A 23,959-nucleotide genomic window follows, 5' to 3' on the forward strand; every position below is an offset into this window, starting at 1 on the left:
CGCTGCAGCCGCGAACATCGCCTGTCCCAGCTCATAAGCGCCTTGCGCAGTCAGCGTCTCCCCGGCGTTCTGGATGTCGCGCACCTCTTTGTTCTGGCTGAGTTTGAATTTTCCAACCAGGCTGGTGATCTCGATCTCCAAGGCCACGATCGCTTTGGTCATCGTGTCTATGAAATCCTTCGGCGCGTCGCCCATCTTCCACGGGTCCGGCTGGTTGGCCTCGTGCATGTGAGTGAGCTTAGCTACGTTGCGGCGCACATAGCGCTCGTCGTCCCGGACAGTGATGAGACCATGGGCGTGGGCAACGAGATAGTTCCAGGTCGGCACCTGCTTATGGAATTCGTGTTTGCTGGGATACCAGTTCGGCGAGATGTAGGCGTCGGCCGCTCGGAAGACGACGAGGACTTCGTCACCATTGGCGACTTCCTCCCAGACAGGATTTTTGCGGGCGACATGGCAATTGAGGACGCCCTTATCGCCCTTTGAGCGATCCAGCTCGAAGGGGATATGGTTCGCGTCGAGGGAGCCTTTGCTGTGGGTGATCAGGATACCAAACGGGTATTTTTCGATAAGATCGAAGAGGGCGTTCTGATCGGGTACGGCGAAATGCGGAGGAACGTACAAAAGGGGATCTCCTGTCGTGAAGGGGTTGTTAGTGGTCTGCGAGGTCTTGCGAAACAGCCAGAGGCGACGTCGGTGCCGGCGAAGAGGGGGCCGGAACCCGCTGTCCGCCGCGCTCAAGAACCGCCATCGAGAAGTGGGCGGGCACGTCGGATGCCGCGGCATACGAGTGGGGTTGATCTGTAACGAGGCGCGCACTCTCGCCTGCATTTAGAATGATCTCGTCACTGCCCACCGTGACCTTGAGCGAGCCTTGGGCAACCGAGATCAGTTCGCGCGTATCGGGACTGTGCGCGTCGGCGGCAAACACATCGCCCGGCATGAGGACCCAGCTCCAAAGTTCGAACATCGTGCGTCCCGAGGTTGAGGTGTGAAGTTTTGCCTGGCTGCCTTTGGCGCTGGTCCAAAGCGTTCTGGAAATACTCCGTTCGATCGGGTGGTCGGGGGCCGTGGAAGGTGCCTCATTCAGCAGATCGGCAACCGATAGCGAGAACGCCGCCGCCAGACGGCAAAGGATGGCGATACTCGGGTTTGCCTTGCCCTGTTCAAGAGCGACAACCGTCCCCTTGGACAGGCCGGTCAGTTTGGCCAGTCTATCCAATGTCAGGTTCTGGTCGCGTCTCAGATCCTGGATCCGGATCGCAATCGCCTGGCTTAGTTCCTGCTCGGTCTCTAAAGGTGTCGGGGTGTCGGTCATTATATTGACTTCAGCTCTCGCTTCGCTTACGGTCAATATAATGACCGGCGCAAAATTGCAACCGCGCCTTAAACAGGAATTGGCCAGTGCGCTTTGAAACGAAGGCAATCCATAGCGGTCGAGCTGTCGATCCATCCACGGGCGCGGTTTCATTCCCGCTTCATACCAGCACGACGTTCGAGCGCGGTGCCGACGGCTCGTTTCCGTTTGGGTTCGAGTACACTCGTGATGCAAATCCGACGCGCAATGCATTCGAGTCGGCGATGGCCGCGCTCGAGGGAGGACACGAAGGAATAGCCTTTGCCTCGGGCATGGCTGCAATAGCTGCAGTCTTTGAGAGCCATCCGTCGACGGGAAGGATCGTCCTTCCCGACGATATGTATTTTGGCATCCGCTCGCTGATGGACGAAACTGATATCGGCACTAGCTTCGATTTTGTCGCGGTCGATATGCGCGATCTGGATGCGGTGCGCGCCGCGGTCACCTCAAAGCCGACCGGCCTCGTCTGGGTCGAGACGCCGTCGAACCCGATGATCCGCGTCGTCGACATTTCGGCCATCTGCAAAATCGCGCATGACGCGGGTGCCTTGGCGGTGGTCGACAATACCTGGGCCACGCCTGTGCTGCAGCGGCCGCTTGAACTTGGGGCGGATGCGGTCATGCACTCGGCGACAAAGTACATTGGCGGCCACTCGGATCTGATGGCGGGCGTCGTTGTTGTCCCGCACGCGTCGCCACTCGGACGGCCGCTACGGATGGTCCAGAAACACAAGGGCAGCGTCGCAGCACCCTTCGACTGTTGGTTGGCGTTGCGGGGGCTGCAGACATTGCCGATACGCATGCGCGCTCATTGCGAAGGCGCCCAGAAGGTTGCGGAGGCCTTGGCGTCCCATCCACGCGTCGAGAAAGTGCTCTTTCCTGGCTTGCAAGATGATCGGGGATACGATCTGGCTACGCGGCAAATGAGCGGTTACGGCGCGATGCTTTCCTTTATCGTCGAAGGTGGAGCCGATGCTGCTATGGCGGTGGCCGCCCGCCTCAAGCTTGTCGTGCGGGCGACAAGCCTTGGCGGGACGCACTCCCTGATCGAGCATCGCGCATCCGTTGAGGGTGCAAAGTCCAAAGCGCCGGGCGGATTGCTGCGAATGTCCGTGGGGCTCGAGCACCCTCAGGACATTATCGACGACCTGATGCAGGCTCTAGGCGCAAGCCTCAATGTGTAAAGCAAGACCAGATGGCCCTCGTCGGGCAAGGATCTGTGATGGGCCATAACCTAAGCCATCTCTTACTCGTCTCTGCCGCCTACGTTATCGCAGCCGGCAGCCCGGGCCCGAGCACCATGCGGATCATGGGAACGGCGATGCATCAAGGCCGCCAGGCTGCCCTCGCTCTGGCCGCCGGCGTTGTCACCGGCTCGGTTTTCTGGGGCGTCATGGCCGCCACCGGCGGTTCCGCCCTTCTAGCCAGCTATGCCCAGGCTCTCGTCGTTCTGAAAATTCTAGGGGGCTGTTATCTGCTCTTTCTTGCGTTCAAGGCGGCGAGGGGAGCTTTGACACCCGACAAGCCCGACAGTGCCACCACTATGGCCAACCGGCCGGTGGCCGGCTTGTTTACATGCCGCTGGCGAGGCTCGTGGTCGGCGATCGCCGTAGATTCTCGGCTAATCGACTAGATCAGGCAAAGCATCTTCGACGATGCTGAGATTTCGATCGAAAGTCTCGGTGTCGGCTGCGTTGGCGCGCAGAGACCGCACCTTGTTCAGGATGGCCGCAACCGCCGCTTCTTTGTCGGGCGCTATGCGTGTTGTGACCGCTTTGGCCGCCAAAGCGGAAAAATCAACGGCGGCATAGGCTGGCACAGCTGCAGCGTCTGTCGCTTTCAGTCGTTCTTTTGCTATTGCGCGCCGGCCTGGAGTCGGTGCTATGCGGCCTGCTTTTGCGGCAAATGTCGCGCCGCGTCGCAGGCGGGCTTGCAGGAGACCGGAGCGGTACGCCGGTGCTGTCGGCACAATCGTCGGGACAACAGGAGATGGAACCGCCGCGGAAGCGTCCAATGCAGGGCTTTTCGTGCGCGAAGCGTCGTTAGAGGCGGGCAGGGGCAGGAACGCGCGTTTGGCGAGCTGGCCGTCGGCGAAATAGAAATTGCGGGTACCGAGGATCGGCAGTTCACCGCGCGGCAATATGATGACCTTGTTCTTGTCGAGCGTACGGATTTCATCTGGCCGCATCAGCGGCCGCCGTACTTCCTTGCGGTGTTCCGAGCGCGTGTAATAGGTGTCGAACAATGTTGCCTTGGTGCGCGTCACGTCCTTTTGCACGTCCGACGTTTCGCCGAGCTGCTCGGAAACATAGCGCAGATCGTCCGCGTCCTGCGCACCGAAAAAGATCTGCACGCGAGCGGCGTTGATGAGCGTCTTGCGTCCTTCCTGGCGATAGATCTCGTCTACGGCCTTCAGCGACTGCACGAAAAACCACATAGAAACGCCGTTGCCGCCGAGCACGCTCGCCATTTCGGTCACGTTTTCGAGCTTGCCGAGGTTCTGGAACTCGTCGAGCAGCACAAGCACCGGATGCTCGTCCGCACGCGGGATAGTTTCCGACATGAAGTTCATCATCTGCGTGATCAGGACGTTGAACAACGGTCCAAGCGACGTGATCTGCTCGCGCCGTACGTCGAGATAAAGAGAGATCCGGTCGCGCTTCAGATTGCGAATATCGAACGTGCTGCGCGAGGTAGCTCGCATCAGGCGCTCGTTGAGAAAGGGGGCCATGCCGGTCCGCACGCCGGCGTAGATTCCGGAAAACTGCCGCTCAGACATTTCAAAATAGGGCAACAGGGTTTGCAGCGTCAAATGCGAACATTCGCGGCGGCGTTCCTCGCGCAGCGAGCCGATGAATTCGAGGAGCGGCTGCTCGGCGCCGTTCATGATCTCGAGGATTGTGGCAAAGGTCTTCTTCTCGTTCGGGATCGCATGCGATTCCATGACGAAGGACGCGATGCCGGTAAAAAGGAGGCGGGCATCGTTAACCCAGTAGGGATCCGCGTTCGAAGGGGGGCGCGGAAACAATGCCGCAGCGATGTTGCGAAGGTCGATGTCGCGCTGTGCCGAGTCCAGCGAGATGAAGTCCATCGGATTGTAGCATGCGGTATTTCCGTCCGGATCAGCCGGCGCGAAACGCACCACGCGGCTCATGGTCGAACGGTAACCAGCAGTCGCCGCATAGGTCTCGCCCCGCAGGTCGAGAACCACCAGCGAATGCGGCCAGGTCAAGGCGTTCGGGATGATGAGAGACGTACCCTTACCGGAGCGCGGCGGCCCTATGACGAAGCCGCCGATATCATCGCCATCAATCCACAATTTCTTGCCACCAATCAGCTTGCGCTGCGTCAAGTGGATTTTGCCGGAGCGCTGATCGCGCCTGGGCGACAGAATTTCGGCGAGCTTGCCGCCAGCTCGACCGACGAAGACGCCGCCCACTTTCGTAAGGCCGGTTTTCGATATGTCGCTCATAGTCATGAAGCGAGAGTCATTGCGCTTTCTCGGACGCATGAAAAACAAGCTGACAAGTGGCAAGAGAAACCCAACAAATCCCGCCGCAATGGCGTATTGCACCCGGTCAAAATTTCTTGCAGTCACGTCAGCCCAGGCCAGACGAACAACCGGCAAGGGATTGGCGTTCAGCTGGTCAAACAGGACGTGGGAGCCAGTCCGGTACCAATCTGTCGCGACATAGGCGACCGTGAAGAGCAGGGCGCCCATGGCCATCGCCATGAGCACCATGAAAATTGCTGTTGCGACTTTCTGCATAGGTGTCCCCGTTAGATTGTCTCCGCCTTGGTGAACTTGATCTCGCTGATGCCGCGCCGGCCGCCTTCGGTACGGACCATCTGGACGACCACCGGAATGACCTCGCGCAGGTAGTCGAGGATTTCGCTCCGTGAGAGGCCCGAGCTGCCCTGCATGACCATGAGCGCCAGCCGCTCGTAGGCTGAGCGGGCGGAATTGGCATGAACGGTGGTGAGCGAACCAGGATGGCCGGTGTTGATCGCCTGGAGGAACGCGAAGGTTTCGGCGCCGCGTAACTCGCCCAACAACAAACGGTCGGGTCGCATGCGAAGCGAGGCTTCGAGAAGCTGTTGCGCGGAGACTTTGGCAAGGCCCTGGTCGCCCTTCGAGGCTATCAGCGTGACGTTGTTGGGAGCCGGCAGCCTCAGTTCGCGGGTGTCTTCGATCGTGATGATCCGTTCATGAGGCGGGATCTCCTTCAGGAGTGCATTCAAGAACGTCGTCTTGCCGGTCGACGTGCCGCCTGAAACGACGATCGAGACGCGGTTGCGCACTGCATACTGCAGGAACTCCATCGGCGACGTGTCCTGCAACATCTCGACAAGTCGCTTTTCTTCGGTTGAAAGCGCCAAGCCGGCGCCCATCGCCGTGTTCTCGAAGGCGCCGAGATCCTTGTAGGCATCAAGGCTCATATCCATGATGACCTGCTTGCGGATAGAGATCGCCCCGCCTTCGGGAGCCGCGGGCGGCAAGATGCATTGGATGCGCTCACCTGAGGGTAGGGCAGCCGACAGGACCGGCTTTTCTTCGTTGATGACCTGATTTGTCGCCGAGGCGACACCCGTCGAGATATGCCTAATCCAGCCGGGCGTGACCTCGCGCTTGACGACGTGCTCCATTTCCTTGGCGCCAAGGCGTTCAACAAACAATTCACCTGGCCTGTTGATCGCAATCTCGGAAACCGAGTCTTCGTTCAAATACGACCATATTGGCTCCAGATGAGCGCGCAGGACCGGGGCTCTTGCCCAAGGGTCGGGGAGGGGATGCACGGCGTTCATTTCACCGGGCTCCCATAGCCGGGATAAAAATGATCCTTTGGCGTCGCGTAAAGAGGCGTCGGATCGATCGCGGCCTTCGGCCGCCCACCTGCCTTCATTCGTGCAACTTCTTCCTGAACGGGATCGGCGTACAAATCCGAGAAATCGAGATCTCGCCGCACCAGCACGACCACCGATGTGCCCTGGTCCACATAGACTGTCGGGCCAATGTTCTGCGTGTCGCGAAACGCCTCTTGCGCGAGTTGCTGCAGGGCGGTTGATGACTTATCGAACGCGATGCCGCGGGCGTCGCGCTGCGAACCATTGCCACCATAAGTTACGGTCGTGGTCTCACCGGTCACGGGATCGGTCGTCGACACCTGGCGCTGTTGTCCATCCTGGGTCTTATCGCCAAGCGAGGACAGATATTCAGAGACCCCGCCAACGACGGAAAGCATGATAGCGTTGCCGTACCGTTCAACCCAGTGCGTATCGACACGTCCGCCCATGCCGCCGCGGCCGAGTGCATCCGCACCGGGCGACTTGATATCGACGGAAATGCCGTCCGAGCGGATGACCCTGTTCCAGACGATGAAAACACGCTTTTGTCCGCGCGCAAGCCCCGAGCGGTATTCTCCGGTGAGGCGCGAGCCCTTCGGAATGAGGATCCGCCTGCCGTCGAGCGAAAACACGTCCTCACGCACGACAGCGCGCACCGCGCCGGGAAGGTCGGTGTTAACAGCGGTTTCCAAATAGCCGCGAAGGATCGTTCCTTCTGGGATCAACGCATCGGTGCGTCGGAAGATTTTTGCTTTGACGATGCCGGAAGAGCTTGCCTCGGACTGTGCCAGGAATGCCTTGTTGGGATCACTGTCGGCTCCGGGGACCGGGACGATCTGACCGTCGGGCGCGATTTCGACCTGTGCCGCCTGGGCGCCGGCAGCATCCGTCGAGCCGGTTTCACCATTTGTCACCATCTGGTTCGACCGCAAGCGTTCCCACACCGCCTTTTCATGCTCGGCGGCCTCAGCCTTGCGGCGAGCCTCGTCCTCAGCCGCGGCCTTGCGGCGGGCCTCTTCCGCCTCGGCCTTGCGGCGAGCTTCCTCGGCCGCCATTTGTGCCTCCAGCGCGCGCCGCTGCGCATCAAGGTCTGCGCCCTCCTGCACGGTCTGATCGACATTGTCAGCCTGCTGCGTGCCACTCTGGTCGGCGGCCGGCGGGGGCACCACGATCTGGTCGATCGTGCCGTCGGCAGGTTGAGGCGGCTCGTTCAACGCCGGCGGGCGAAACTCTGGCGGGTTGAAGTTTTCCTCGCCATCGCTGCGAAGATCGCGCGATACCGGCTCTCGAGGCCAGTTCAGCCATATCAACGCGCCTACAAGCACCACGCCGAGGCCGACCAGGGCGATTTTGGTACCCACACCCGCACCGCGGCGCGCCACCGTCGGGCTGCCGTCCAGTTGGTTATAATCGATCTGGGTCATCACCGCCCTCCGCTGGACCCGAACAGGGTGGAACCGCCTGTTAGTTTCGTTGGACCGTAGACCTGCTCGACTGGATCGATGGCGTTGGGTCGCGCCCGGTTGTACAGGCAGAGCGTCTTGCCATCGGCTCGCAAGGTGAATTGCCGTGCCACCTTGTCGATGACGGTGTATTTGCCCTGAGTGCGAACGTTGACCAGAGACTCATGGCGCTTGTCGTCGACCACGAAAATCGCCGGAATGTCACCCTTGAATTCCAGAAACACCTTGGTGCCGTCGTCGAATACGGTGCGTGGCTTCAGGCTGTCATCGCCTTTGTACGCATAGTCGTAATTGAGATCGGCATAGTTCAGGTCCTTCAAATCCGGATCGGCGGCGCTCTCCTTGGCCTGTGAGAGCAGGCGCGCGTTAATATCCTCGTCCGGGTATTTGAACCGGACCTGGAAGGATGCCCGATCGCGGCTATCGTCAGTCCCCTCCAGTAGCAGCGAGTAGACACGACGGTTGGTGACAACGTTGACATTGGTCCACGCATCGCGCTCCAGCGGCTTGACGAAGAGGAATCGCGATCCGCGTTTGGGGATGATCGACCAGCCTTTCGTGTCGCCGGCGGAGACGGTTTCGATGACTTCGGTCGGACTGAGTTCGACCATGGTTGAAATACCGAGAGCGGCGCGCACCGTGGTCACGTCGTCGTTGTTGAAGGTGACATATCGGATGCGGCCATCGCGTGCGGCCGCGCCGTGGATCGTCCCGAGCAGAAGGGCGGTCGCCAGGGCGAGTCTCACGCGCCATCTCATTGCAGGCTCCCCGCAGCCGGCGCCGATTCCTGGTCGCGGCGGTAATCCGTGACCTGAAATCCCAACGGGTTGTCGAAACGCCATTCGTTCTTGAGCGGTGTTGAGGTGTAGCGGAACTTTATCACCGCCACCCAATTGTCGGCGGTGGATGAATTGTCCCGCCGCGTCGTCGTGGCAAAGCGCACCGAGGCCGTGTTGCGATTGAGCAGGGAAACCGACTTAATCTCGACCGCGACGGTGACATTGCGGCCATAGATCTTGTCGAGCGATTGCGGATTTGCTGGCGTATACAGCCATGTCAAATCCTTGGACGCCGCGTCGGTGGAGTAGAGCTGCGCCAGGTCGTAATTCTGTTTTAGTTCACGGGAATCGTAGGTTTCGCGCGCCCGAATGTAGCGCACTAGATTTGCCGCCGTGACGGCCTCGTTCTGCGACAAGTCTCCAGGTTTCAGCGCGCGCATGATCTCGAGGTAGCCCGTCGATTTGTCGACCTCGACAACGTACGGTTCGAACTGCCGGAGCGGCAGGATCAGCACGAGCGCCAGCAGCGAAAGCACCGCCACCAGTCCGGAAACGCCGCTGACGATCCAGGCCAATGTACGCGATCGCCGCATTGACCTGTGCGTGTCGTCTTCCCAGGTCGCGCCCGCCCTGTAGTAGCGTCTGTCGACGAGCTCGCTGCCGCCGTTAGCAGCTGTTTCCGATGGAGTTGACACTTACTATTGCCTCGTTTGCGTGACGCATCCTGATCCAGGGCCGCGATCGATGATCGTTCGTGTGTTCTAGGCCAGAGGCCTGGCGTTATCGCGCGCACCTTGCTGGATGGCTGACCGAGCCGCGTCGTCCGCCCTTGCTGCTCGCGGAGATCGGAAGCTGTTTGCCGCTAACTGTCGGGCGCCCCGAGCGGCGCGGCCGGCGGCCCATTGGGCACCAGAGTAGCGCACGGCGTTTCTGCCGAACCTCCCATATGAGTAGCGAGCCCCCACGGTGCTGAGATACCCGCCGCCATTCAGGATCGAAGCAATCGAGGGTATCTGCATGAGAACGTAGATCCCGATGATCGTCACCAGCACCAGGGGCAGCACCAGCGACATCTTGCTGTCCATGGTCGCTCCGCCCGACGTGGCGGTGTTCAGCGCCGCGTTGACGAGCGAGAAGTAGAAACCGAGAAAGCCGTAGATCAGGATTTGCTGAATCATCAGAAAGGTGGTGAGCGAAAGGAAGCCTTCGCTCATGCGCGAGGACCAGCGGTAAAGCCAGAGAATGATCCATATCGGCGCCAAGGCGAGCGTGATGAACAGCATCACCTTGGCGGCGATGATTGCGGCAATGGCAAGCGCTGCGAAGATGATGGCCGACAGCAGGACGAGCAGCGACAAGAGCGCGCCAAAAATGTCGTAGAAGGATCCGCTATAGACCTGATTGGCGACGTCCTGCGCCCCTTGGTAGAGGTTGTCGATAAGTGCTGGAATTGCCGCCTGGTCGTTGAGCTGATTCCCAGTGGCTCTCGACACGGCGCCGACGATGACCTTGCCGACCTCATCTGGAATGCTTTGAACAAGCTGGTAGATCGTCGCGGAGAATGTGCCCCATCCAGTCAGCAGCAGATAGATGATGACGGCGCGGCCGAGGCGATAGGCTGCCTCGAGCGGCGAGATCGACTCCCGCCCGCTCAGGATCGAATAGCCCCACCACACGATATAGAGGGTCAGCATGAGGGTGAAGACGTTGCCCATCGCATTGCCCAACTGCATATAAACGGTGCGGACGAAGTCCTCACCGATGTTGTCAATGCCACCCAGAATGCTTGCGGCGAGACCGTTCATGGATCCTCGTCAATGATGCTGGCGAACGGCGTTGAATTGACCGGTTTTAGCGCGCCGCATTCGTCGGTGCGGGCATACGCCAAAGGCCCGCACGGCGCTTTCCGTTCGCGATTTGCGCATCCGAAAAGCACTGCGCTAAGCCCAATCACAGCGCATATGCGCAGCACTCGCCTCGACAAGCGCTAGCCTCCGCTCTTGCCAAATTCCGCGAACGGATTGACGTTGCGCGGCGTCATCATCTTCTGCACCTGGCTCTGACGAAGAAGGTCCCCCTTCAGCTTCTCATTCAGGGCAGCGACCGCGCCGTTCTGGACACCGATCAATTCGTTGACCGCGCGCGCGTTTTCCAGCTGCATTCGGGTGTTCTGGTCCACCGATCCCTTCACGTCCTGCGACTGCCCGATCTGCCCACTCGCGGACTGGAGGGACTGTTGGCGCTGGGCGACGCCCTGCGAGGCCTGCGAAGTCAGCGCGCTTAGCAGCGAGGCCACGTTGACGCTGCCGCCATAGGCTGTGTTGACGGCGCTTGTCTCCTTGCCAGCAATCTGCTGGAGTTGCTTCACCAGCTGCAGCCCATTGATGACGGCGCCGGCGATTTTCTGGATTTCGGGCGACAGGCCACCAAAAGAAAGCGCGCCGCCGTTCAGAATCGATCCGAACGACGGAGCCTGGGCAATCGACATGTTGCCGCCAAGGCCCATTTGTCCGATGCCGAGCGAACCATCACGACTGCCGCTGAGAGCCTGCAGGATCTCCTCGCTCTTTTTCAGGATATCCTTGTTCGAGTCCATGATGGAGTTGGTGTTCTCCGCGTTCTTGCGGGCGACATCGAGATTGGCGCCATCGATGACGGCAATCTGTGCAAAGCTCGCGCTCGTCCAAAGCGCCATGCAGGCAGCAATCGCGAATTTCTTCATGTCAGCCTCCTATTGCTGTAGAGAATTGATCACGCTGGCAGCGCCGGCAGGATCACTGGTGATGATGATCGAGCGGCTGTCGGCCGAGCTTGTCGCCGCGTTCTCAACCGCGCATGGAAGCCACTGGCCGCGATCGATCTTCAAGCGCTCCAGTTTAGCGGGATCGCAAGAGAGCGGGTTTGGAGAGCCGCTCTTTGGCGGTTGCATCAGCTTGGACGACTGCGATGCCTGCACATTCTGCAACGATAGAAGTTGGGCCAGCAACGCCGTAAAATCCCCCGCCTGGGCGAGGTACTGGTTGGTGACACCCGCGTTGATCCCCCGAGCCGACGAATTCAGCTCCCAAGCGTCCTTGTATTCGGTCACCTGGCCAACATTGCCCGCCAGTGCGTCGATTGCCGCGTCGTTGGCGCCCATCTGCGATGAACTTGCGTCGAGACCGCCAGCCGCCTTCCTCACCGCGCCCATGGCGTCGTCCTGGGCCGAGCCGCCCGCGCCGTCGGCGGTAACGATCGAGAATGGTGGCGGTGCGGCGGCCGGAGCCTTGCCGCTCGATACATAGTCGTTGAAGTAGCTGTTCCAGCGGCCGACACCGCCGGCCCACCCTCCCTGCTCGGCAGCATTCGATCCGTTGTAGAAGGAGGCGAGACAGCTGTAATTCGTCGCCCCGCATTGCTTCACGCCCATTCCGAGATATTTGACACCGCCTTCGACGTTCTGCTCGTTCACGTCGCGGTCAAGTCCCATGGACTTGCCGGTGCCCTTGGTCAGTTGCATGACGCCTTTGACGCCGGTGTGGCTCCCGGCGCACGTGTCAAAGCGCGATTCCTGATAGGCAACGGACAACGCCAAGCCTTCGGGCACGCCGTTTTTTTGCGCATAATAGCGGATCATCTTCACGTTGCCTGCGTCGCGCTGCAACGCTTCGGCAGGTGACCGGCGAAACATCTGTGAACGGTATTTGTCCGAATAGGTGCAGACGACGCTTTTCTTCTTGTCGGTTTCTTCCTTCTTGGCCTCATCCGACTTCGTGCTGTGCTGCTCGTCCTCTTGCCGCTTGTCGAGGTTCGGCCCGTCGATGACCGCGATCTGGGCGACAGCCACGGTCATGCTTGCCGCTGTCGCGAGAGCCACGGCCAGACAAAAGCTGCTAAGCCGCTTCGTCATGCTCGTCCTCCCATCCGCAGAAGTACGGCAGCCACATCTCCGGCTCGTCGCCGAAGGTTTCCCGGAGCCGTGCGCATTCCTTGCTGTTGGCTTCGTTCGAGGACAAGACCTTGATGAGATCGGGCATCGCCGACAAATCGAGCTTCGCTACAACCGAGTCGCTGTCATGCTTGACGAGGAAGGTGCGTGTTTCCTTCGCGGTTCGGCGTACGAACTCGAATTCCTTCGCTGTCAGCGAGAAGCGCTCCATGTAGGATTCCTTGCTCGCCTTCGGGTTGGGGAAGAAAATGTTGGTCTTCGTTTGCTCGATCAGGGACGACGAGATGGAAGAGCTGACGACGTCTTCCGCTGTCTGCGTGCCGAAGCCGACCACGCCGTTGCGGCGACGAATGGTCTTCAGCGTCTCATTGATGAAGGCAGCGAAAACCTCGTCGTCCAGCAGCTTCCAGCCTTCATCGAGGAAAAGCATGATCGGCGAGCCGTCGATGACGTCCTCCAGACGATGGAAGATGTAGAGCAACGCCGCCGAGCGCAGCTTTCGGTCGCCCAGGATCTTCGTCATGTCGAACCCGACAACGGGTTTCGAGAAATCGACCAGATCGACGGGATTGTTGAAAAGCCAGCCCTTGTCCTTTGGGTCGAGCCAGGGTTGTATCCTCGCCGCCAGATCATTCATGCCAGGCATGAGCGAGCCCCGCAGCACTTCCGGCAGCAGGTCGAAGGTCCGCTGTTGGCGCGGTATCTTGTAGATCATGTCGACGGCCGCGTTGATGACGCGCATCTCCGCCACATCAAGCACACCGCCTTCCGGCGTCAGAATGTAGATGAGCATGTCTTCAACGAAAGAACGGTTTTCCGCCGTGTCATCAAGCTGCAACGGCGCGAACCCGGTCGGCTGAGAGGGTTCCATCACCTCGTAACGACCGCCGAGCGCCCGAACGAAGATTTCGGCGCCGCGCATGTAGTCGAAATAAACACATCGTGGCCGCGGCATGATGCGCATGGCCTGCGCCATCAGGAAGGACAGCACCACGGTCTTGCCCGAGCCGGTCGGTCCGAACACCGTGAAGTGCCCGACATCGTGTACGTGGAAATTGAAATAGTAGGCTGTCTGGCTGGTCGTCTCGAGCAAGGCGATTGGCCGTTTCCAGTGCAGCCGCTCACGTTGGCCGGACGGGAAATTGTGTCCTGAAAAAAGGCCGGCGAAATTCAGCGACGAGATCAACGCACGTCGCGCGATGTAGCTGAAATTTCCCGGCAACTGCGCCCAGAAGGCCAATTCCGTGTTTAGTGTCTCGCGTACCGGCACGATTGACATGCGCGAAAGCTCGGCCGTGATGTCGGATAGCGCGCGGTTGAGGCCATTCATGTCCGAGGCCAATGCCATGACGCTCATGTGATGTTGTCCGAAGACGACTTCGCCGCCGGCCAGCTTGTCGGCACCGTCATGGACGGATACCTCGACCGTCGTGCCCGCCTCGTCGGATCCCTCGACCTGGTTGGCAATGGTGTTGATCCTGCGCATCGCCGTGACACGGTCTTCGATCGCGAAACTTTGCGTCAGGACAAACTCATGCGGCAGGCGCAACAGACCGTCCAAAGAGCCCGGCGCGGTGAACGGCGGATATTCCTTGATTGACACCATGGCGCCGAGCTTGGCTTGGTCCGGACCGCGAAGTTCCAGCGCCGACTTGCCGAAAAACAGCTGCCGCGTCGCCAGAACATCGCCAAGGGACATGCGCGGCAAAGGCATTTCCACGTCCCCGCCGCCTGCGACGATCTTCGCCAGAAATTCAGCGGGCTCGGAAAAGAAGCTGTCGCGACGTTTCACGACACCGAGAAGACGACCCCCATAAGCGGCGAAATCCTTGACCATACCGTCAAGGACGTCATGCAGTTCGGCAATCGCCTCTTCGCGGGTTTCTTCGCCTGCGGTGCTGATGCGGAATGCATTAAGCGCCTTGTCCACCCAGCCGACCCGGCCGACCATCGGGCGCCGTATGACCGTCAGATACGCCTCGTTGACGAAAAGGTTCTTTGATCCAAGCTCATCCATGTAGCGGGCGTCGAGCTCGGCCACGAAAGGATTGTCAAAGTCGCCTTCGATCTCCGGGGTCACGTGCCGGCGGATGATCGTTGTGTAGACCGCAAATCGAGAGGTCGACAGGTTGCGGAACGTAGTGTTGCGGTTGAACATGCGGCTGTTCAACTCAGCCTGGTCCATTGTCTGGAATGGCAGGCCGCTGAGCTGGATGGCGCCGACCAGAAAGCCGCTCTTCGTCACGATCAGATTGTCATCGACATGGCGAAGGTAGGGGATGTGCATCGCAGCCGGCTTTTCGCGGCGGCGCTCACGGCCAAATTTCAGGTCCGCGTCGAGGCTCATGGCGAATAGCTCCTCGCCCCCCAGAAAGTGAGGTTCGCCACGGCTCCGCGTTTGGAGACGCGCCGCTCGAAAATATGAAAGATGTAGGGATCGCGCTGGCACAGATAGGCACTGACCAGATGCACCACGCCGAACACGCCAAGACCCAGCATGAAGCTGCTCGTGGCGATAAAGCCGATCACCGCAAGGATGCCGTTCAGTGCAAAAACTTCATAGCGCACCCCCCATTTCATCGGGGGGCGTGTCAGGGGCAGGCTGACCGGCTCGACATAGACTTCCTCGTCGTCCATGGCTCAGCTGCCTCCCGCGGTGGCGCGAACCGCATCCACCAGCTGGGCAGCGCCGAAGATCAGAGCGATGCCAATGATGATGGAAAAAGCCATCATCCACGCCAGCCGGCCCGTCATGGCGAGGAAGCCGAGAAAACAGACCGCGATGATGGCGAATGAGCGCGCTATGTTGCCCTGCAGAACGCCGACGAACCACTCCAGCACGTTTTCGACTGGTGCCGCCGATTGGGCGTATGCGGTCGCCGGCGCGAGCGCTATTCCGACCGCCGAGGCCAAGGCCAGTTTCAGGGCAAATTTGCCCGCTTTCCTGTATTCCACCCTTTGGCTCCTTTCAGTTGCCGAAATCCACGACATGACCATCCTGCCAAGCGTCCTCACTTGCTGGCGGAGCGGCCGCGAGCATTTCGGATTTGGTCACGACCGACTTCTTCACGACACCGCCGAACTTCCAGCGGTTCAGTATCTTCACGATGTATTCCGCGGTCTCCGGATTCACCGGAATCCCTTGCGCCTTGTAGACGCTGTTCGGCCCGGCGTTATACGCCGCCAGCATCAGCAGCGGATCCTGGAACTCGTCATAGAGTGACTTCAGATAGCGCAAGCCAGCCCGAACATTCGCCTGCGTATCGCAACGGTCGCTCACGCCGAGATCGGCCGCGGTGCCCGGCATCAACTGCATGATCCCAAGGGCTCCGGCCTTGGACGGACCCTGACTGGCGCCGAGATCGCTTTCAGCCCATGCAATCGCCTCGGCTAGATCGGCGTCGAAGCCTTCGTCCTGCGCGATTGAACGCACAAGTTGAGAGACCTCTGCACGATTTCCGGTTTTACACGCCTCCGGCCTTTGTGCGCCGACCGCGGCAAGGGCGTGCGCCGGCGTTGCAAAGGCTACTGCGACGCGGTCTGATGCCAGATCCCGGGCGTGCGCTTGCAACGGCATTGCAGCAGCACAGAGGGTCAACAGAAGAGCTGTTTGAGTGTTCATACTGTCGCCAAAATTTAACACTTTACTATGGCTACACGCAGCCCTAGTAAAGTGTCAACACCATATGCACCGCAGGGACGGATTTCGATGAAACAGATTGCCCTTTGCACGGCTTTGCTGCTCCAGGGTACCGCGGCTTATGCTGCCGGCGCCGACGCCCCAAGCGCCTTCGCGCAGCCGTCGGAACACTACCTGCTCCAGTTTGCCAAGCCGGGCGAGAAGGTATTCGTCTATGAGCGCTACGATGCGAAAGGCGCGCTCTTTAAGCGCGATGCGGCCGCCCTCAGCTCGCCGGTGAGGGTGCTGTCGGCGACCGAGCGCGTCATCAACGGCGTGGCCTATCGACTGCGTGGCCTCGCAGCCTGCCCAAAACCGAAGATTACCTACAAGGCGCAGGAGTGGGACTGCACGAAGGCCGCGCAGGACTATGAAGAAGGAATCTACAACGATCGTGCTTCTGTCGTGCTTTGCAAAACGCTTGTGCTGCAGAGCAGGGAGGGGGAACCAGACGCCGTGTCGTGTTTTTCTCTCGTCGGTGCGGGCAATACAAACGACCCGTACAACGTCGCCTACGACGATGACGAAATGGTTTTCTTCGACATGGCCGCAATCGGACGCAACAAGGACGGCAAGTCGCTGCGCCCCGATCTGGAGCACTCCGCCGACCTCGGTGGACAGTTCCAGGAATGAAACAGGCGAGCTTTGCAGTGCTGGCCGCTTTTGGTTTGTGCGCATCGGCACAGGCTCAGGGTGCATCCGAATCTGCCGCGCCAAGGCCCTTCGCGGTATCGAAATCGGCTCAACTGCTGACCGGAGATACCTGGCGTGACGGAGACCACCTTTTCCGCCTCTATGGCGTGCAGTCATGTCTTCGCGGCACATCGGCTGAACAGCCAAATGGGAACAAACTCGATTGCGGGAACATCTCGCTGGCGCACCTTGCTGCGCTGTTCGATAGCGCGGCGGTGACATGCCAGCCAATCGGCTACGCCCTCGATAAAGCGGTCTTTGTCGTGTGCGGCGCGCAGATGAATGGCGAAACAATCGACGTTGGCACAGCGCTCATAGCGACTGGATACGCGTTTGCGGCAACGACAGCAAAGGGCAAAGCCGTCAATGAGAGCTACCTCGTCGCGGAAATCAGCGCTAAGATGAAACGCACAGGTCTGTGGGGCACGACGTTTCAGCATCCTGTTCAGCTACTGCTAAACAAGCGGTCGGAGATACAACAATGAAGCACGACGATGAGGCGCACGAATATTACTATCCCGTGGAAGGACGCACTGACGGCGCAATCGGCGATGCTATCGCATTCATCGCGATCATCTTGGTGCCGGCGGGAATCTACGTGGCCTGGAATACCGTGGCCTCATGGATTTCAGCGTTCTTCTTCTAGGACCGCAGTTTCGCGAAAGAACCGAGCAACGCGCGAAAATCGTCGGCATCAACCTCGCACCAGTCGTTCCCCAACAGCCGACGGAAATAAGCTGCCTTCATTTTCATCTCAACGACATCGGCCACCGGCGCAGCGGCCGCGCGCCGACGCGCGATAGCCTCTTCCGCCATGACCGAATCCAATCGCCGGCCGATCAGGGTCTCGTCCGGCCCTTCGGCCCTCATCCATCGCTTGCCGAGACGTTCAACCATGGCGACTGCTTGACGATGCGCCGCGAGCAGATTCGCGACCCCATCGGCCTCTTCCATCACTCCGTTGTTACAGACGACTTGAATGGGCATCGACCGGCTCCACGCTCATGACAATTCGTAAACGATACCTGGGGAGGCGAGAAAAACAGGGATGGGTTCATCCCTCTGCTTCTCAGGCTCCCGAAGCCCTGGCTTCCCCTACTTTTCGCTCATGCGGTCACACTACCCTGCCACCAGACAAACGTTTCAGATTGTAGGCGAAATTGCCCACGCCGATTTTGACCTTGCCGCGGCCGCGACCAGCCGATGGTGCGGACGAACAGTCCCATGCGGTCCTTCTGTTCGGCGAAGGATGCTCGACACGGGCACGGGTTCGGAAGCATGTCCGGTTGCCCTGCTCGATATTCTTCGGCATCGGCTGCCTTCGGCGCCGGTATTGGTGCTGGCCAGCAACCCGCGTCGACCCTGTCGCCGGCATCCAGACGACCAAGGAACCGCCCGAAGGTGCGCCGGTCCATGATCTGAACTCGGCCTGCTCATCTGACAGTCCGTAAAGTCTGTAACACCAGGATTTTTTTAACATCATCACCGCATCGTAAAGGTGGCGCCCGCCCTGCGACCGATCCGGGCAGTTCAGTGCCTTGGCCGGGCGTTTGCGAAACATCTCCCACGCAACCGTGTTCGGCCTCTCCAGCAGTTCGCCCGTCATTCGATCATCTCCCGTGCCGGCCAAAATCGAGTTGACAAAAACGTTGATTGAGGACGAAGGCACGATAGGATACGAAGCCTAGCGAAGCGGAACGAAACTAGAGCCTATAAGTTGTTGTTTAAGAACGGAAAGTTATTTCTCCCTCCGCCGAGAGACGGGAGTGATTTCAAAGAATTATTCAAACGACTGGCGGCGGCGGGCGCGGGTCGACTGTTAGGCAAAGACGGGTTTCCTGCTGGCCCATGGACGCCCGAGCTCCTTGCAGAGGCGATTTCACAGATTGATTCCAACCGGGTTGGGGTCGATCTGCGAACGGTGCAGCTTTGGTTTCAAGAGAACGAGAAGGGAATTAGCACTGCCAACATTCGTTGGCTGGCGAGGATTTTTGGATGCGATGATCTGGTCGCAACTAGCGAATGGCAGATGGAGCTTGGTGCGGCGCAATCGCGGTTATCGGCCAAGAGACGAGAATGGAAGAGAGCCGGAAGCAGCGTTGCACAGGAGATTCCAGATACGGCACTGACTGCGACCTTCGATGACGAGACAGACTCCCTGGCAGAGCTGACACGGGATTCTGACGCCAAGGGGCCGAGCCGGCGTTTTAGTTTAGCGAGGAAATCGGAGGCGTTTTTTAGTCGCGGATCTCCCCTGAATTTACCGGCGTCGGTGTTTGCGGGTGTCACCGCTCTTGGGTTTTTGTCGTATCTTACGGGGATTCACAGCGTGACATATGGCCGGGCGGATGGCGTCGTCAAGCAGGTTGGGTTTCTTTGGACAGCGAATTGGACATTCGTCTTCATGGTATTTTTGCCACTGTTTTTTGCCTTCGTGACCGAGCTGGTGACCTTTTGGAAAGATGAAGGCCGCCCAAAGCTTGTAGCGCAGGGCGACAAGATGGAAAGCGACGATGCCTGGGCGCGCAGCGTACAAGCTTCTTCGTATTCATATTGGGCGGTTTTTTTGATTTGTGTGGTATTCGCAGGTCTTTTTCAGTGGATCGGCGTGTCTTTAATGCCGTTGCTCAAAGGTGGTGGCAACTATGCGACGGATTGGGGCTCGTTAGCGATTGTGCGCCCTGAAGTTATATCGGTGCCGGAAGCGATCGTATTCACGGGGCTCGCTTACCTGTATATGTGCCTCTGTTTTTATCTGTTCTTCGTAGGCCTCATTTTGCTTTATACTGTGATCCATGATCTTTGGATTATTGGAGAAGCAGCGAGTAATCGGCTGGAGGTTGATTATCAACACGAACTCCATGAAGCCAGCCTCAGGGTTATGCGTGCGATTTTTCGGTGCACTGTGTTGGGGCTTCTGATCGCCATAGTCATGAAGCTCCAGAGTGCTTACCTGACATCGCGTGGAGAGAATATTGTGGCTTGGTTGGTCGGCGATATGTCTTCCGCCTTCTATGGGCGCAATGATGTGAGCGCCGGGATCAGCTACCGCAGGCCGACCCATTACAGTAGCCTTCTTATCGCTATTTCGACCTGTGCTGTATTTCTGTACGGCTCCATCCGTTTAGGTGTCGAACTTCGGTTTTGTATGTCTTTGTGGAGGATGTCGGCGATCGTGGCGTTACTCGTGGCTGGCTACTTGCTGATCGATGCATTTGCTGGCTTTTCGATCCTTCTGGGCGTTGGAGTGCTGTTCGCAATATACGGCCTGTTTGATCCAGGGTTAGGGCGATGGCAAGCGAGTAAGTTGGGAAACAATCAGAGTGTATCATAGTTGGCTTGATCATTGGGATGAGCGGCGGGCGCGACGCGGTGAGGAAGGGAAGAAACCAACGGATTTCGCCCTTGACGCGGAACGCGCCTTTCCAGGTGCGAATAAGATAACAAGTATCGAGGAATTCTGTGCCCTTGCGGACCAAGCCGTGGCTGATCCAGCCTTTTTCGATGACCCGAATGTGAGTGATCAGGGATTTGAAAGGCTAGATGGGTGGCTCAAATTTCCATCGGACGTTTCTACTGATGTCGAACAGAACAATGTCGTCTCGGCGAAAATCACAGAAAGCGGGTCGTTCGATCAGGCGATGGTGATTTTTCACCATTGGAATGCAAGCTCCCGGAATCGTCAGATTGCCAACTTTTTCTCGCAACGTGGCATCACGGTTGTCGAGATTGCTATGCCTTATCACTTCGAGCGCAGCCGTCCCGGCTCCGTGCACGCCGACTATATGCTTAGCCCTAATCTCGGTCGAACGATCCAATCTGTAAGGCAGGCAGTGTTGGATGGGCGAAAACTCATACGTTGGTTGAAGATCGAAGGCTATCGAGAGATTTCGGTTCTCGGTATGAGCTTAGGCTCCTGGGTTGCGGGGGTGCTCGCGGCGCACGACTCGGCTGTGTCAAAAGCCTCGTTGTTTCTGACGGCGGGGAGTCTAGCGGATATGGTTTGGACGGGTCGCGCGACACGATTGATACGTGCTAGCCTCGAGCCTGAGATTGAGCTGACCGATCTCGGAAGGGCCTGGGGTCCACTTAACTTGGAGAATTATGCACATAGTTTGGCACGGCCTGATCTCGATCTTCACGTTGTGTTGGCTAAGAGAGACAAAGTGGTGTTGCCAGAGCTATCGGAGAGGTTCATGCAGAGGCTGAAGGACGCCGGAGCTAGGCCAAATATCTTGGAATTAAACTGTGGTCATTATTCGCTCGCCCTGCCGCCATACATTTTGTTGGCCGGTTTGAGCTTGAAGCGGTTTCTGTCGTGTGCTGACAAGTCGGCTCGGCGAGCATGAGTTTGGCGTTGGCCGGTCAGTTCAGAAGCAAATTCTCTGGTAGGCATCACGACACGAAAGTGATGAATCTGGGGTCGCCCCCTACCGGAACCGACCCCTGGAAGCGGCCGACAACGGCGCAGGCATGACACCGGCAATTGTCGAAAAGGCCACTACACCCTTCTTCTCTACGCGCGCCGGCAATCACACCAGGCTAGGAGCGCTAGTCGGCCGCCGGGCCTGACCGGCAGGGCATATGAGCGGCGCCGGCTGGGGCGAATAGTGGGCCCTTTAGGAACACTCGTGGGCCGGCTAGGTGTCGGCTCTGCCAGACGGGATCTTTTCGGAAAAGAGGAAGGTCGCTGGATCAAGTTTCAACGCCTTGGCGATCGCGGCAATCGTGTCCACGCTGATGTTGCCGCTCGCGCGTTCGAGTTTCATATACGTTGCCTCCGCCACGCCGATGAGCTCAGCCATCTCATAGCGGTGCAAAGTACGTCGTTGTCGCTCAATATCGATGATGTGGGCCAGCCGCTTGCGGATCGCATTGTCGTCCAACCGATGCGCCCACTCCGGAACTTTCTTACCGCCGGCGAGCAGTCCTGCAAAAGACACTTGCAAGCCGTTTGCCATGATCTGCAGCGTCGTCAATGTGACATTATTTTTCTGACGCACAGTCTGAATGTAGGTTCGATAGGCCAGTTTTTCGCCCTCGGCGGTCCGAAACAATTCGGCCATGTGCATATGGGATATGCCGCGTCTGGCTCTCTCCCGCTCAAGCGTCAGTGCAATGTTGGCGCGCAACGGGTTGTTGACCACGCCTCCGTCGTCTCGTTTCATAAATCGATGTAGTCGCACAAACCTGCCTTTTCGACCTGTCCTTTTTCGCGCGGATCATCCATAGTAAACTGTCAAATCTGCAGCGAGGAAAAGGCTATGACCATACTCAAATTCCTACTAGGGGGTGCCGTCGCCATCGCGGGCGCCGCAGCTCTTCCATCCCAATCAAAAGCCTCGGAATGGGGCTGTCAGGTCCTCCTATGTCTTTCCGGCGACTGGCAAGGCACCCCCTCGTGCCACCCGCCAATCTACAAGTTGATTGCGGCGATGGAAGCCCCGGGTTTTAATTGGCCGACCTGTCCGCAAGCCAACTCCAGCGCGGCGAGATTTGAGAAGTATGAGGATTGTCCGTCTGGCTGGCAAGCAGTTGGCAGCTCCGAATCCGATCGGCCGGGCTTAGGTCAAGAACGGAACATCTGCCGCATCGCGGCCGATAGGCTCTCCTCGCCCGTTGTTTTCAAAAACAACGCCCTCGGCGGGCATCATGGAGACGGGTCACGTCCGGTCCAAATCGAAATCGACGGTAAGGTGGTTGCGACAACAATCCAGACCGCGGGAAACGATCGAGGGCATTCCCTGGGTAATGGCCCCACCTACTACACCATCCCTCGACCGATGCGCGGAAAGCCCTGGTTCATCGAGTATGATGACGCGAAGGGCGTGCGCCAGAAAAGCTGGTTCAATCTCAACATGCCATGAGCCAGGCGATCACGCAGGACGAGGCACTATGGGGGTGACAATTCAAGGAGGTTTGTAGTGTTCAAGGCGCTTCTCCTGTCCACTGTGATTTTGAACACAGGCGCTATGTTGACGGCGGCTGGTCAGAGCGACAAGCCGCGATCAAACGTGGACAATCCTATGTGGCCCGCTTCACTGAAATGGGACTGCAAGACCGCTGCCAAAATCGTGTGCGAGCGTGATGGCAGTTGCTCGGTGGCTGAGGACCACATCGGATTTGTGCTTAACTACGGCAGCAACGAAGCTGAGTTCCCGGCTAGCAGTGTCAGGATCAAACGCCACTATCAACAGACCGTGCAGGCAAGCCCTTTGCAGCAAGAGGTTAAGGTCGAACTGGCCGACAATCGGGTTCTTTGGCTGACGGCCGTCGATGCCAGCCGCACCTTTTCGGAAGCGTGGGTCGGCGCACTGAGCGAGTTGAAGGGTGGCGCGGTACTGATGGAATCCGAGGGGGTCTATTGCATGCCGCACAAGTGAGTGCGCCGAGAGCGGAGGGGAAGGTAGCGAAGGCCGTTGGCAAGAGCAAGGTGTATGGCGCCGGCTTGCATCCCGCGACGCATATCGGTCCGGCCGACGGCCAACCAGATCCGCACCTGGCTCGGAACCGGGATCATGAAACGCCCAGCGCCTTCACCATCGCCGCCGCCAGAGTCGGCGGCGTGGTCGGTGGAATCCGCAGCCGCACCTTGCCGGCGATCTCCAGCTCGATCACCGCGGGCGGCGCCACAGGCACCGAAGCGGCGACAGGCTCAGCGGGAACCACGACAACTTCGGCAAAGCCCGTCTCGCGGGCTCTCACCGTGCGCCGCCACTTATAGATAAGGCTGGTCGCGACATCGTACTGACGGACTACCGTCACCACTGCGGCCCCGGGCGCGAATGCCGCGGCCACTATCCGGCATTGATCCTCTTCACTCCAACGACGACGCCGCTCAGGCCCGGTCAACAACGTCACATGGCTCATGCTGTGCTGCTAACTAAGCTCGTGAGAACGATTTTAAGAGCGCAGCCTGGCTACCGTGCCATGCTTGCGCAAGGCGGCCCTCGCCGGGGGCGTACGGATCACCCGCCGGCAATCAGCCATCTGATTGTCATGGACGGCGTTCCTATCCTGGAAGCCGTCGAACGCTGCAATGCCCAATTTGCCAAACTTTGGTGGCATTGGTTCTGCTATCCCCCAGCCGGACAAGCCAGAACGCGCAATCATGGTCGATCCCGACCGTTGGTATGGCTGGTCAGCCGATGGGCCGGTCTTCTCATAACCTGTACGATGGCGACAGCCATGCAAATCAGAGGGCGCGTTCGGCAA

Annotated in this window: 26 protein-coding genes and 1 pseudogene; 9 read left to right on the forward strand and 18 right to left on the reverse strand. The window is 59.0% G+C overall.

Annotation, left to right across the window (positions count from 1 at the left end):
- Together MESS4_RS30510 and MESS4_RS30515 are read right to left on the reverse strand one after the other, a co-directional pair.
- On the reverse strand, positions 1 to 624 hold a 624-nt coding region (locus tag MESS4_RS30510; protein ID WP_036242635.1), incomplete at its 3' end, for an FMN-binding negative transcriptional regulator.
- A gap of 28 nt (positions 625 to 652) precedes the next feature.
- Positions 653 to 1,318 carry an XRE family transcriptional regulator gene (locus MESS4_RS30515; protein WP_006339833.1) on the reverse strand — a complete coding sequence of 222 codons (666 nt, stop codon included), beginning with the start codon at positions 1,316 to 1,318 and terminating at the stop codon, positions 653 to 655.
- Positions 1,319 to 1,404: 86 nt separating this feature from the next.
- Here MESS4_RS30515 and MESS4_RS30520 point away from each other — a divergent pair, with 86 nt between their 5' ends.
- Both MESS4_RS30520 and MESS4_RS30525 read left to right on the forward strand, forming a co-directional pair.
- A complete protein-coding gene (locus MESS4_RS30520) occupies positions 1,405 to 2,541 on the forward strand; it encodes a PLP-dependent aspartate aminotransferase family protein (protein ID WP_006339834.1) in 1,137 nt (378 codons plus the stop codon).
- 38 nt (positions 2,542 to 2,579) lie between these two features.
- A pseudogene (locus MESS4_RS30525) lies at positions 2,580 to 2,882 on the forward strand (LysE family transporter); the annotation flags it as partial.
- Between the two features lie 96 nt (positions 2,883 to 2,978).
- Here the strand turns inward: MESS4_RS30525 and MESS4_RS30530 are convergent.
- From MESS4_RS30530 to MESS4_RS30585, 12 genes are all read right to left on the reverse strand, one after another.
- Positions 2,979 to 5,126, reverse strand: a complete 2,148-nt coding sequence (locus MESS4_RS30530; protein WP_006339837.1) for a type IV secretory system conjugative DNA transfer family protein — start codon at positions 5,124 to 5,126, stop codon at positions 2,979 to 2,981.
- A gap of 11 nt (positions 5,127 to 5,137) precedes the next feature.
- Complete coding sequence (virB11, locus tag MESS4_RS30535) at positions 5,138 to 6,163, reverse strand: P-type DNA transfer ATPase VirB11 (protein ID WP_006339839.1); 1,026 nt, start codon at positions 6,161 to 6,163, stop codon at positions 5,138 to 5,140.
- Positions 6,160 to 7,626 carry a type IV secretion system protein VirB10 gene (virB10, locus tag MESS4_RS30540; protein WP_006339841.1) on the reverse strand — a complete coding sequence of 489 codons (1,467 nt, stop codon included), beginning with the start codon at positions 7,624 to 7,626 and terminating at the stop codon, positions 6,160 to 6,162. Before virB10 ends, virB11 begins: the two co-directional genes overlap by 4 nt.
- Positions 7,626 to 8,411 (reverse strand): TrbG/VirB9 family P-type conjugative transfer protein, encoded by a 786-nt coding sequence (locus MESS4_RS30545; RefSeq protein ID WP_157385712.1) that lies wholly within the window; start codon positions 8,409 to 8,411, stop codon positions 7,626 to 7,628. The genes virB10 and MESS4_RS30545 overlap by 1 nt, the downstream gene beginning before the upstream one ends.
- 8 nt (positions 8,412 to 8,419) lie before the next feature.
- The gene (locus MESS4_RS30550) at positions 8,420 to 9,139 is read right to left on the reverse strand and encodes a type IV secretion system protein (protein WP_006339844.1); all 720 of its coding nucleotides are present in this window, start codon (positions 9,137 to 9,139) and stop codon (positions 8,420 to 8,422) included.
- A gap of 66 nt (positions 9,140 to 9,205) precedes the next feature.
- Entirely contained in the window at positions 9,206 to 10,249 is a 1,044-nt protein-coding gene (locus MESS4_RS30555; RefSeq protein WP_006339846.1) for a type IV secretion system protein, read from the reverse strand.
- 182 nt (positions 10,250 to 10,431) lie between these two features.
- Positions 10,432 to 11,166, reverse strand: a complete 735-nt coding sequence (locus MESS4_RS30560; RefSeq protein ID WP_006339848.1) for a type IV secretion system protein — start codon at positions 11,164 to 11,166, stop codon at positions 10,432 to 10,434.
- A 9-nt stretch (positions 11,167 to 11,175) separates the two neighbouring features.
- A complete protein-coding gene (locus MESS4_RS30565; protein WP_081609902.1) occupies positions 11,176 to 12,333 on the reverse strand; it encodes a lytic transglycosylase domain-containing protein in 1,158 nt (385 codons plus the stop codon).
- Positions 12,317 to 14,719, reverse strand: coding sequence for a VirB4 family type IV secretion system protein (locus MESS4_RS30570; protein WP_006339852.1), 2,403 nt, complete (start codon positions 14,717 to 14,719; stop codon positions 12,317 to 12,319). Before MESS4_RS30570 ends, MESS4_RS30565 begins: the two co-directional genes overlap by 17 nt.
- Positions 14,716 to 15,009 carry a VirB3 family type IV secretion system protein gene (locus MESS4_RS30575; RefSeq protein WP_006339854.1) on the reverse strand — a complete coding sequence of 98 codons (294 nt, stop codon included), beginning with the start codon at positions 15,007 to 15,009 and terminating at the stop codon, positions 14,716 to 14,718. Before MESS4_RS30575 ends, MESS4_RS30570 begins: the two co-directional genes overlap by 4 nt.
- A 3-nt stretch (positions 15,010 to 15,012) precedes the next feature.
- Positions 15,013 to 15,327, reverse strand: a complete 315-nt coding sequence (locus tag MESS4_RS30580; protein WP_023720448.1) for a TrbC/VirB2 family protein — start codon at positions 15,325 to 15,327, stop codon at positions 15,013 to 15,015.
- 13 nt (positions 15,328 to 15,340) lie between these two features.
- On the reverse strand, positions 15,341 to 15,994 hold the full coding sequence (locus MESS4_RS30585) for a lytic transglycosylase domain-containing protein (RefSeq protein ID WP_081609903.1): 654 nt from the start codon (positions 15,992 to 15,994) through the stop codon (positions 15,341 to 15,343).
- Between the two features lie 87 nt (positions 15,995 to 16,081).
- On the opposite strand from MESS4_RS30585, the gene MESS4_RS30590 reads away from it, so the two are divergent.
- The 3 genes from MESS4_RS30590 to MESS4_RS33850 are packed head-to-tail and all read left to right on the forward strand — an operon-like array spanning position 16,082 to position 17,390.
- A complete protein-coding gene (locus MESS4_RS30590) occupies positions 16,082 to 16,684 on the forward strand; it encodes a hypothetical protein (RefSeq protein WP_006339860.1) in 603 nt (200 codons plus the stop codon).
- A complete protein-coding gene (locus MESS4_RS30595; protein WP_006339861.1) occupies positions 16,681 to 17,229 on the forward strand; it encodes a hypothetical protein in 549 nt (182 codons plus the stop codon). Before MESS4_RS30590 ends, MESS4_RS30595 begins: the two co-directional genes overlap by 4 nt.
- A complete protein-coding gene (locus tag MESS4_RS33850) occupies positions 17,226 to 17,390 on the forward strand; it encodes a hypothetical protein (RefSeq protein ID WP_157385713.1) in 165 nt (54 codons plus the stop codon). Before MESS4_RS30595 ends, MESS4_RS33850 begins: the two co-directional genes overlap by 4 nt.
- Here the strand turns inward: MESS4_RS33850 and MESS4_RS30600 are convergent.
- Together MESS4_RS30600 and MESS4_RS30605 are read right to left on the reverse strand one after the other, a co-directional pair.
- On the reverse strand, positions 17,387 to 17,731 hold the full coding sequence (locus MESS4_RS30600; protein ID WP_006339862.1) for a hypothetical protein: 345 nt from the start codon (positions 17,729 to 17,731) through the stop codon (positions 17,387 to 17,389). The two genes, MESS4_RS33850 and MESS4_RS30600, sit on opposite strands and share 4 nt — an antisense overlap.
- Before the next feature lie 127 nt (positions 17,732 to 17,858).
- Positions 17,859 to 18,350, reverse strand: a complete 492-nt coding sequence (locus MESS4_RS30605; protein ID WP_036242643.1) for a hypothetical protein — start codon at positions 18,348 to 18,350, stop codon at positions 17,859 to 17,861.
- 114 nt (positions 18,351 to 18,464) lie between these two features.
- On the opposite strand from MESS4_RS30605, the gene MESS4_RS30610 reads away from it, so the two are divergent.
- A complete protein-coding gene (locus MESS4_RS30610) occupies positions 18,465 to 20,078 on the forward strand; it encodes a hypothetical protein (protein WP_036242688.1) in 1,614 nt (537 codons plus the stop codon).
- Positions 20,068 to 21,093, forward strand: coding sequence for an alpha/beta hydrolase (locus MESS4_RS30615; protein ID WP_006339864.1), 1,026 nt, complete (start codon positions 20,068 to 20,070; stop codon positions 21,091 to 21,093). The genes MESS4_RS30610 and MESS4_RS30615 overlap by 11 nt, the downstream gene beginning before the upstream one ends.
- A gap of 291 nt (positions 21,094 to 21,384) precedes the next feature.
- On the opposite strand, the gene MESS4_RS30620 is transcribed toward MESS4_RS30615, so the two are convergent.
- Positions 21,385 to 21,891, reverse strand: a complete 507-nt coding sequence (locus tag MESS4_RS30620) for a helix-turn-helix transcriptional regulator (protein WP_244441247.1) — start codon at positions 21,889 to 21,891, stop codon at positions 21,385 to 21,387.
- Positions 21,892 to 22,008: 117 nt separating this feature from the next.
- Between MESS4_RS30620 and MESS4_RS30625 the strand changes: the two genes are divergently transcribed.
- On the forward strand, positions 22,009 to 22,611 hold the full coding sequence (locus MESS4_RS30625) for a hypothetical protein (protein ID WP_036242645.1): 603 nt from the start codon (positions 22,009 to 22,011) through the stop codon (positions 22,609 to 22,611).
- A gap of 57 nt (positions 22,612 to 22,668) precedes the next feature.
- Positions 22,669 to 23,127, forward strand: coding sequence for a hypothetical protein (locus MESS4_RS30630; protein ID WP_006339869.1), 459 nt, complete (start codon positions 22,669 to 22,671; stop codon positions 23,125 to 23,127).
- Between the two features lie 133 nt (positions 23,128 to 23,260).
- Here MESS4_RS30630 and MESS4_RS30635 read toward each other — a convergent pair whose 3' ends face one another.
- Complete coding sequence (locus MESS4_RS30635; protein ID WP_036242647.1) at positions 23,261 to 23,614, reverse strand: transposase; 354 nt, start codon at positions 23,612 to 23,614, stop codon at positions 23,261 to 23,263.
- Between the last annotated feature and the right edge of the window lie 345 nt (positions 23,615 to 23,959).

Source organism: Mesorhizobium sp. STM 4661 (genome assembly GCF_000359125.1).
Lineage (GTDB): Bacteria > Pseudomonadota > Alphaproteobacteria > Rhizobiales > Rhizobiaceae > Mesorhizobium.

Bases quoted from the DNA above. Each gene is read 5' to 3' on its own strand.
- MESS4_RS30515 (WP_006339833.1), bottom strand. From the start codon at position 1,318: ATGACCGACACCCCGACACCTTTAGAGACCGAGCAGGAACTAAGCCAG.
- MESS4_RS30530 (WP_006339837.1), bottom strand. From the start codon at position 5,126: ATGCAGAAAGTCGCAACAGCAATTTTCATGGTGCTCATGGCGATGGCC.
- virB11 (WP_006339839.1), bottom strand. From the start codon at position 6,163: ATGAACGCCGTGCATCCCCTCCCCGACCCTTGGGCAAGAGCCCCGGTC.
- virB10 (WP_006339841.1), bottom strand. From the start codon at position 7,626: ATGACCCAGATCGATTATAACCAACTGGACGGCAGCCCGACGGTGGCG.
- MESS4_RS30555 (WP_006339846.1), bottom strand. From the start codon at position 10,249: ATGAACGGTCTCGCCGCAAGCATTCTGGGTGGCATTGACAACATCGGT.
- MESS4_RS30560 (WP_006339848.1), bottom strand. From the start codon at position 11,166: ATGAAGAAATTCGCGATTGCTGCCTGCATGGCGCTTTGGACGAGCGCG.
- MESS4_RS30565 (WP_081609902.1), bottom strand. From the start codon at position 12,333: ATGACGAAGCGGCTTAGCAGCTTTTGTCTGGCCGTGGCTCTCGCGACA.
- MESS4_RS30570 (WP_006339852.1), bottom strand. From the start codon at position 14,719: ATGAGCCTCGACGCGGACCTGAAATTTGGCCGTGAGCGCCGCCGCGAA.
- MESS4_RS30575 (WP_006339854.1), bottom strand. From the start codon at position 15,009: ATGGACGACGAGGAAGTCTATGTCGAGCCGGTCAGCCTGCCCCTGACA.
- MESS4_RS30585 (WP_081609903.1), bottom strand. From the start codon at position 15,994: ATGAACACTCAAACAGCTCTTCTGTTGACCCTCTGTGCTGCTGCAATG.
- MESS4_RS30590 (WP_006339860.1), top strand. From the start codon at position 16,082: ATGAAACAGATTGCCCTTTGCACGGCTTTGCTGCTCCAGGGTACCGCG.
- MESS4_RS30595 (WP_006339861.1), top strand. From the start codon at position 16,681: ATGAAACAGGCGAGCTTTGCAGTGCTGGCCGCTTTTGGTTTGTGCGCA.
- MESS4_RS33850 (WP_157385713.1), top strand. From the start codon at position 17,226: ATGAAGCACGACGATGAGGCGCACGAATATTACTATCCCGTGGAAGGA.
- MESS4_RS30600 (WP_006339862.1), bottom strand. From the start codon at position 17,731: ATGCCCATTCAAGTCGTCTGTAACAACGGAGTGATGGAAGAGGCCGAT.
- MESS4_RS30605 (WP_036242643.1), bottom strand. From the start codon at position 18,350: ATGACGGGCGAACTGCTGGAGAGGCCGAACACGGTTGCGTGGGAGATG.
- MESS4_RS30625 (WP_036242645.1), top strand. From the start codon at position 22,009: ATGACCATACTCAAATTCCTACTAGGGGGTGCCGTCGCCATCGCGGGC.
- MESS4_RS30635 (WP_036242647.1), bottom strand. From the start codon at position 23,614: ATGAGCCATGTGACGTTGTTGACCGGGCCTGAGCGGCGTCGTCGTTGG.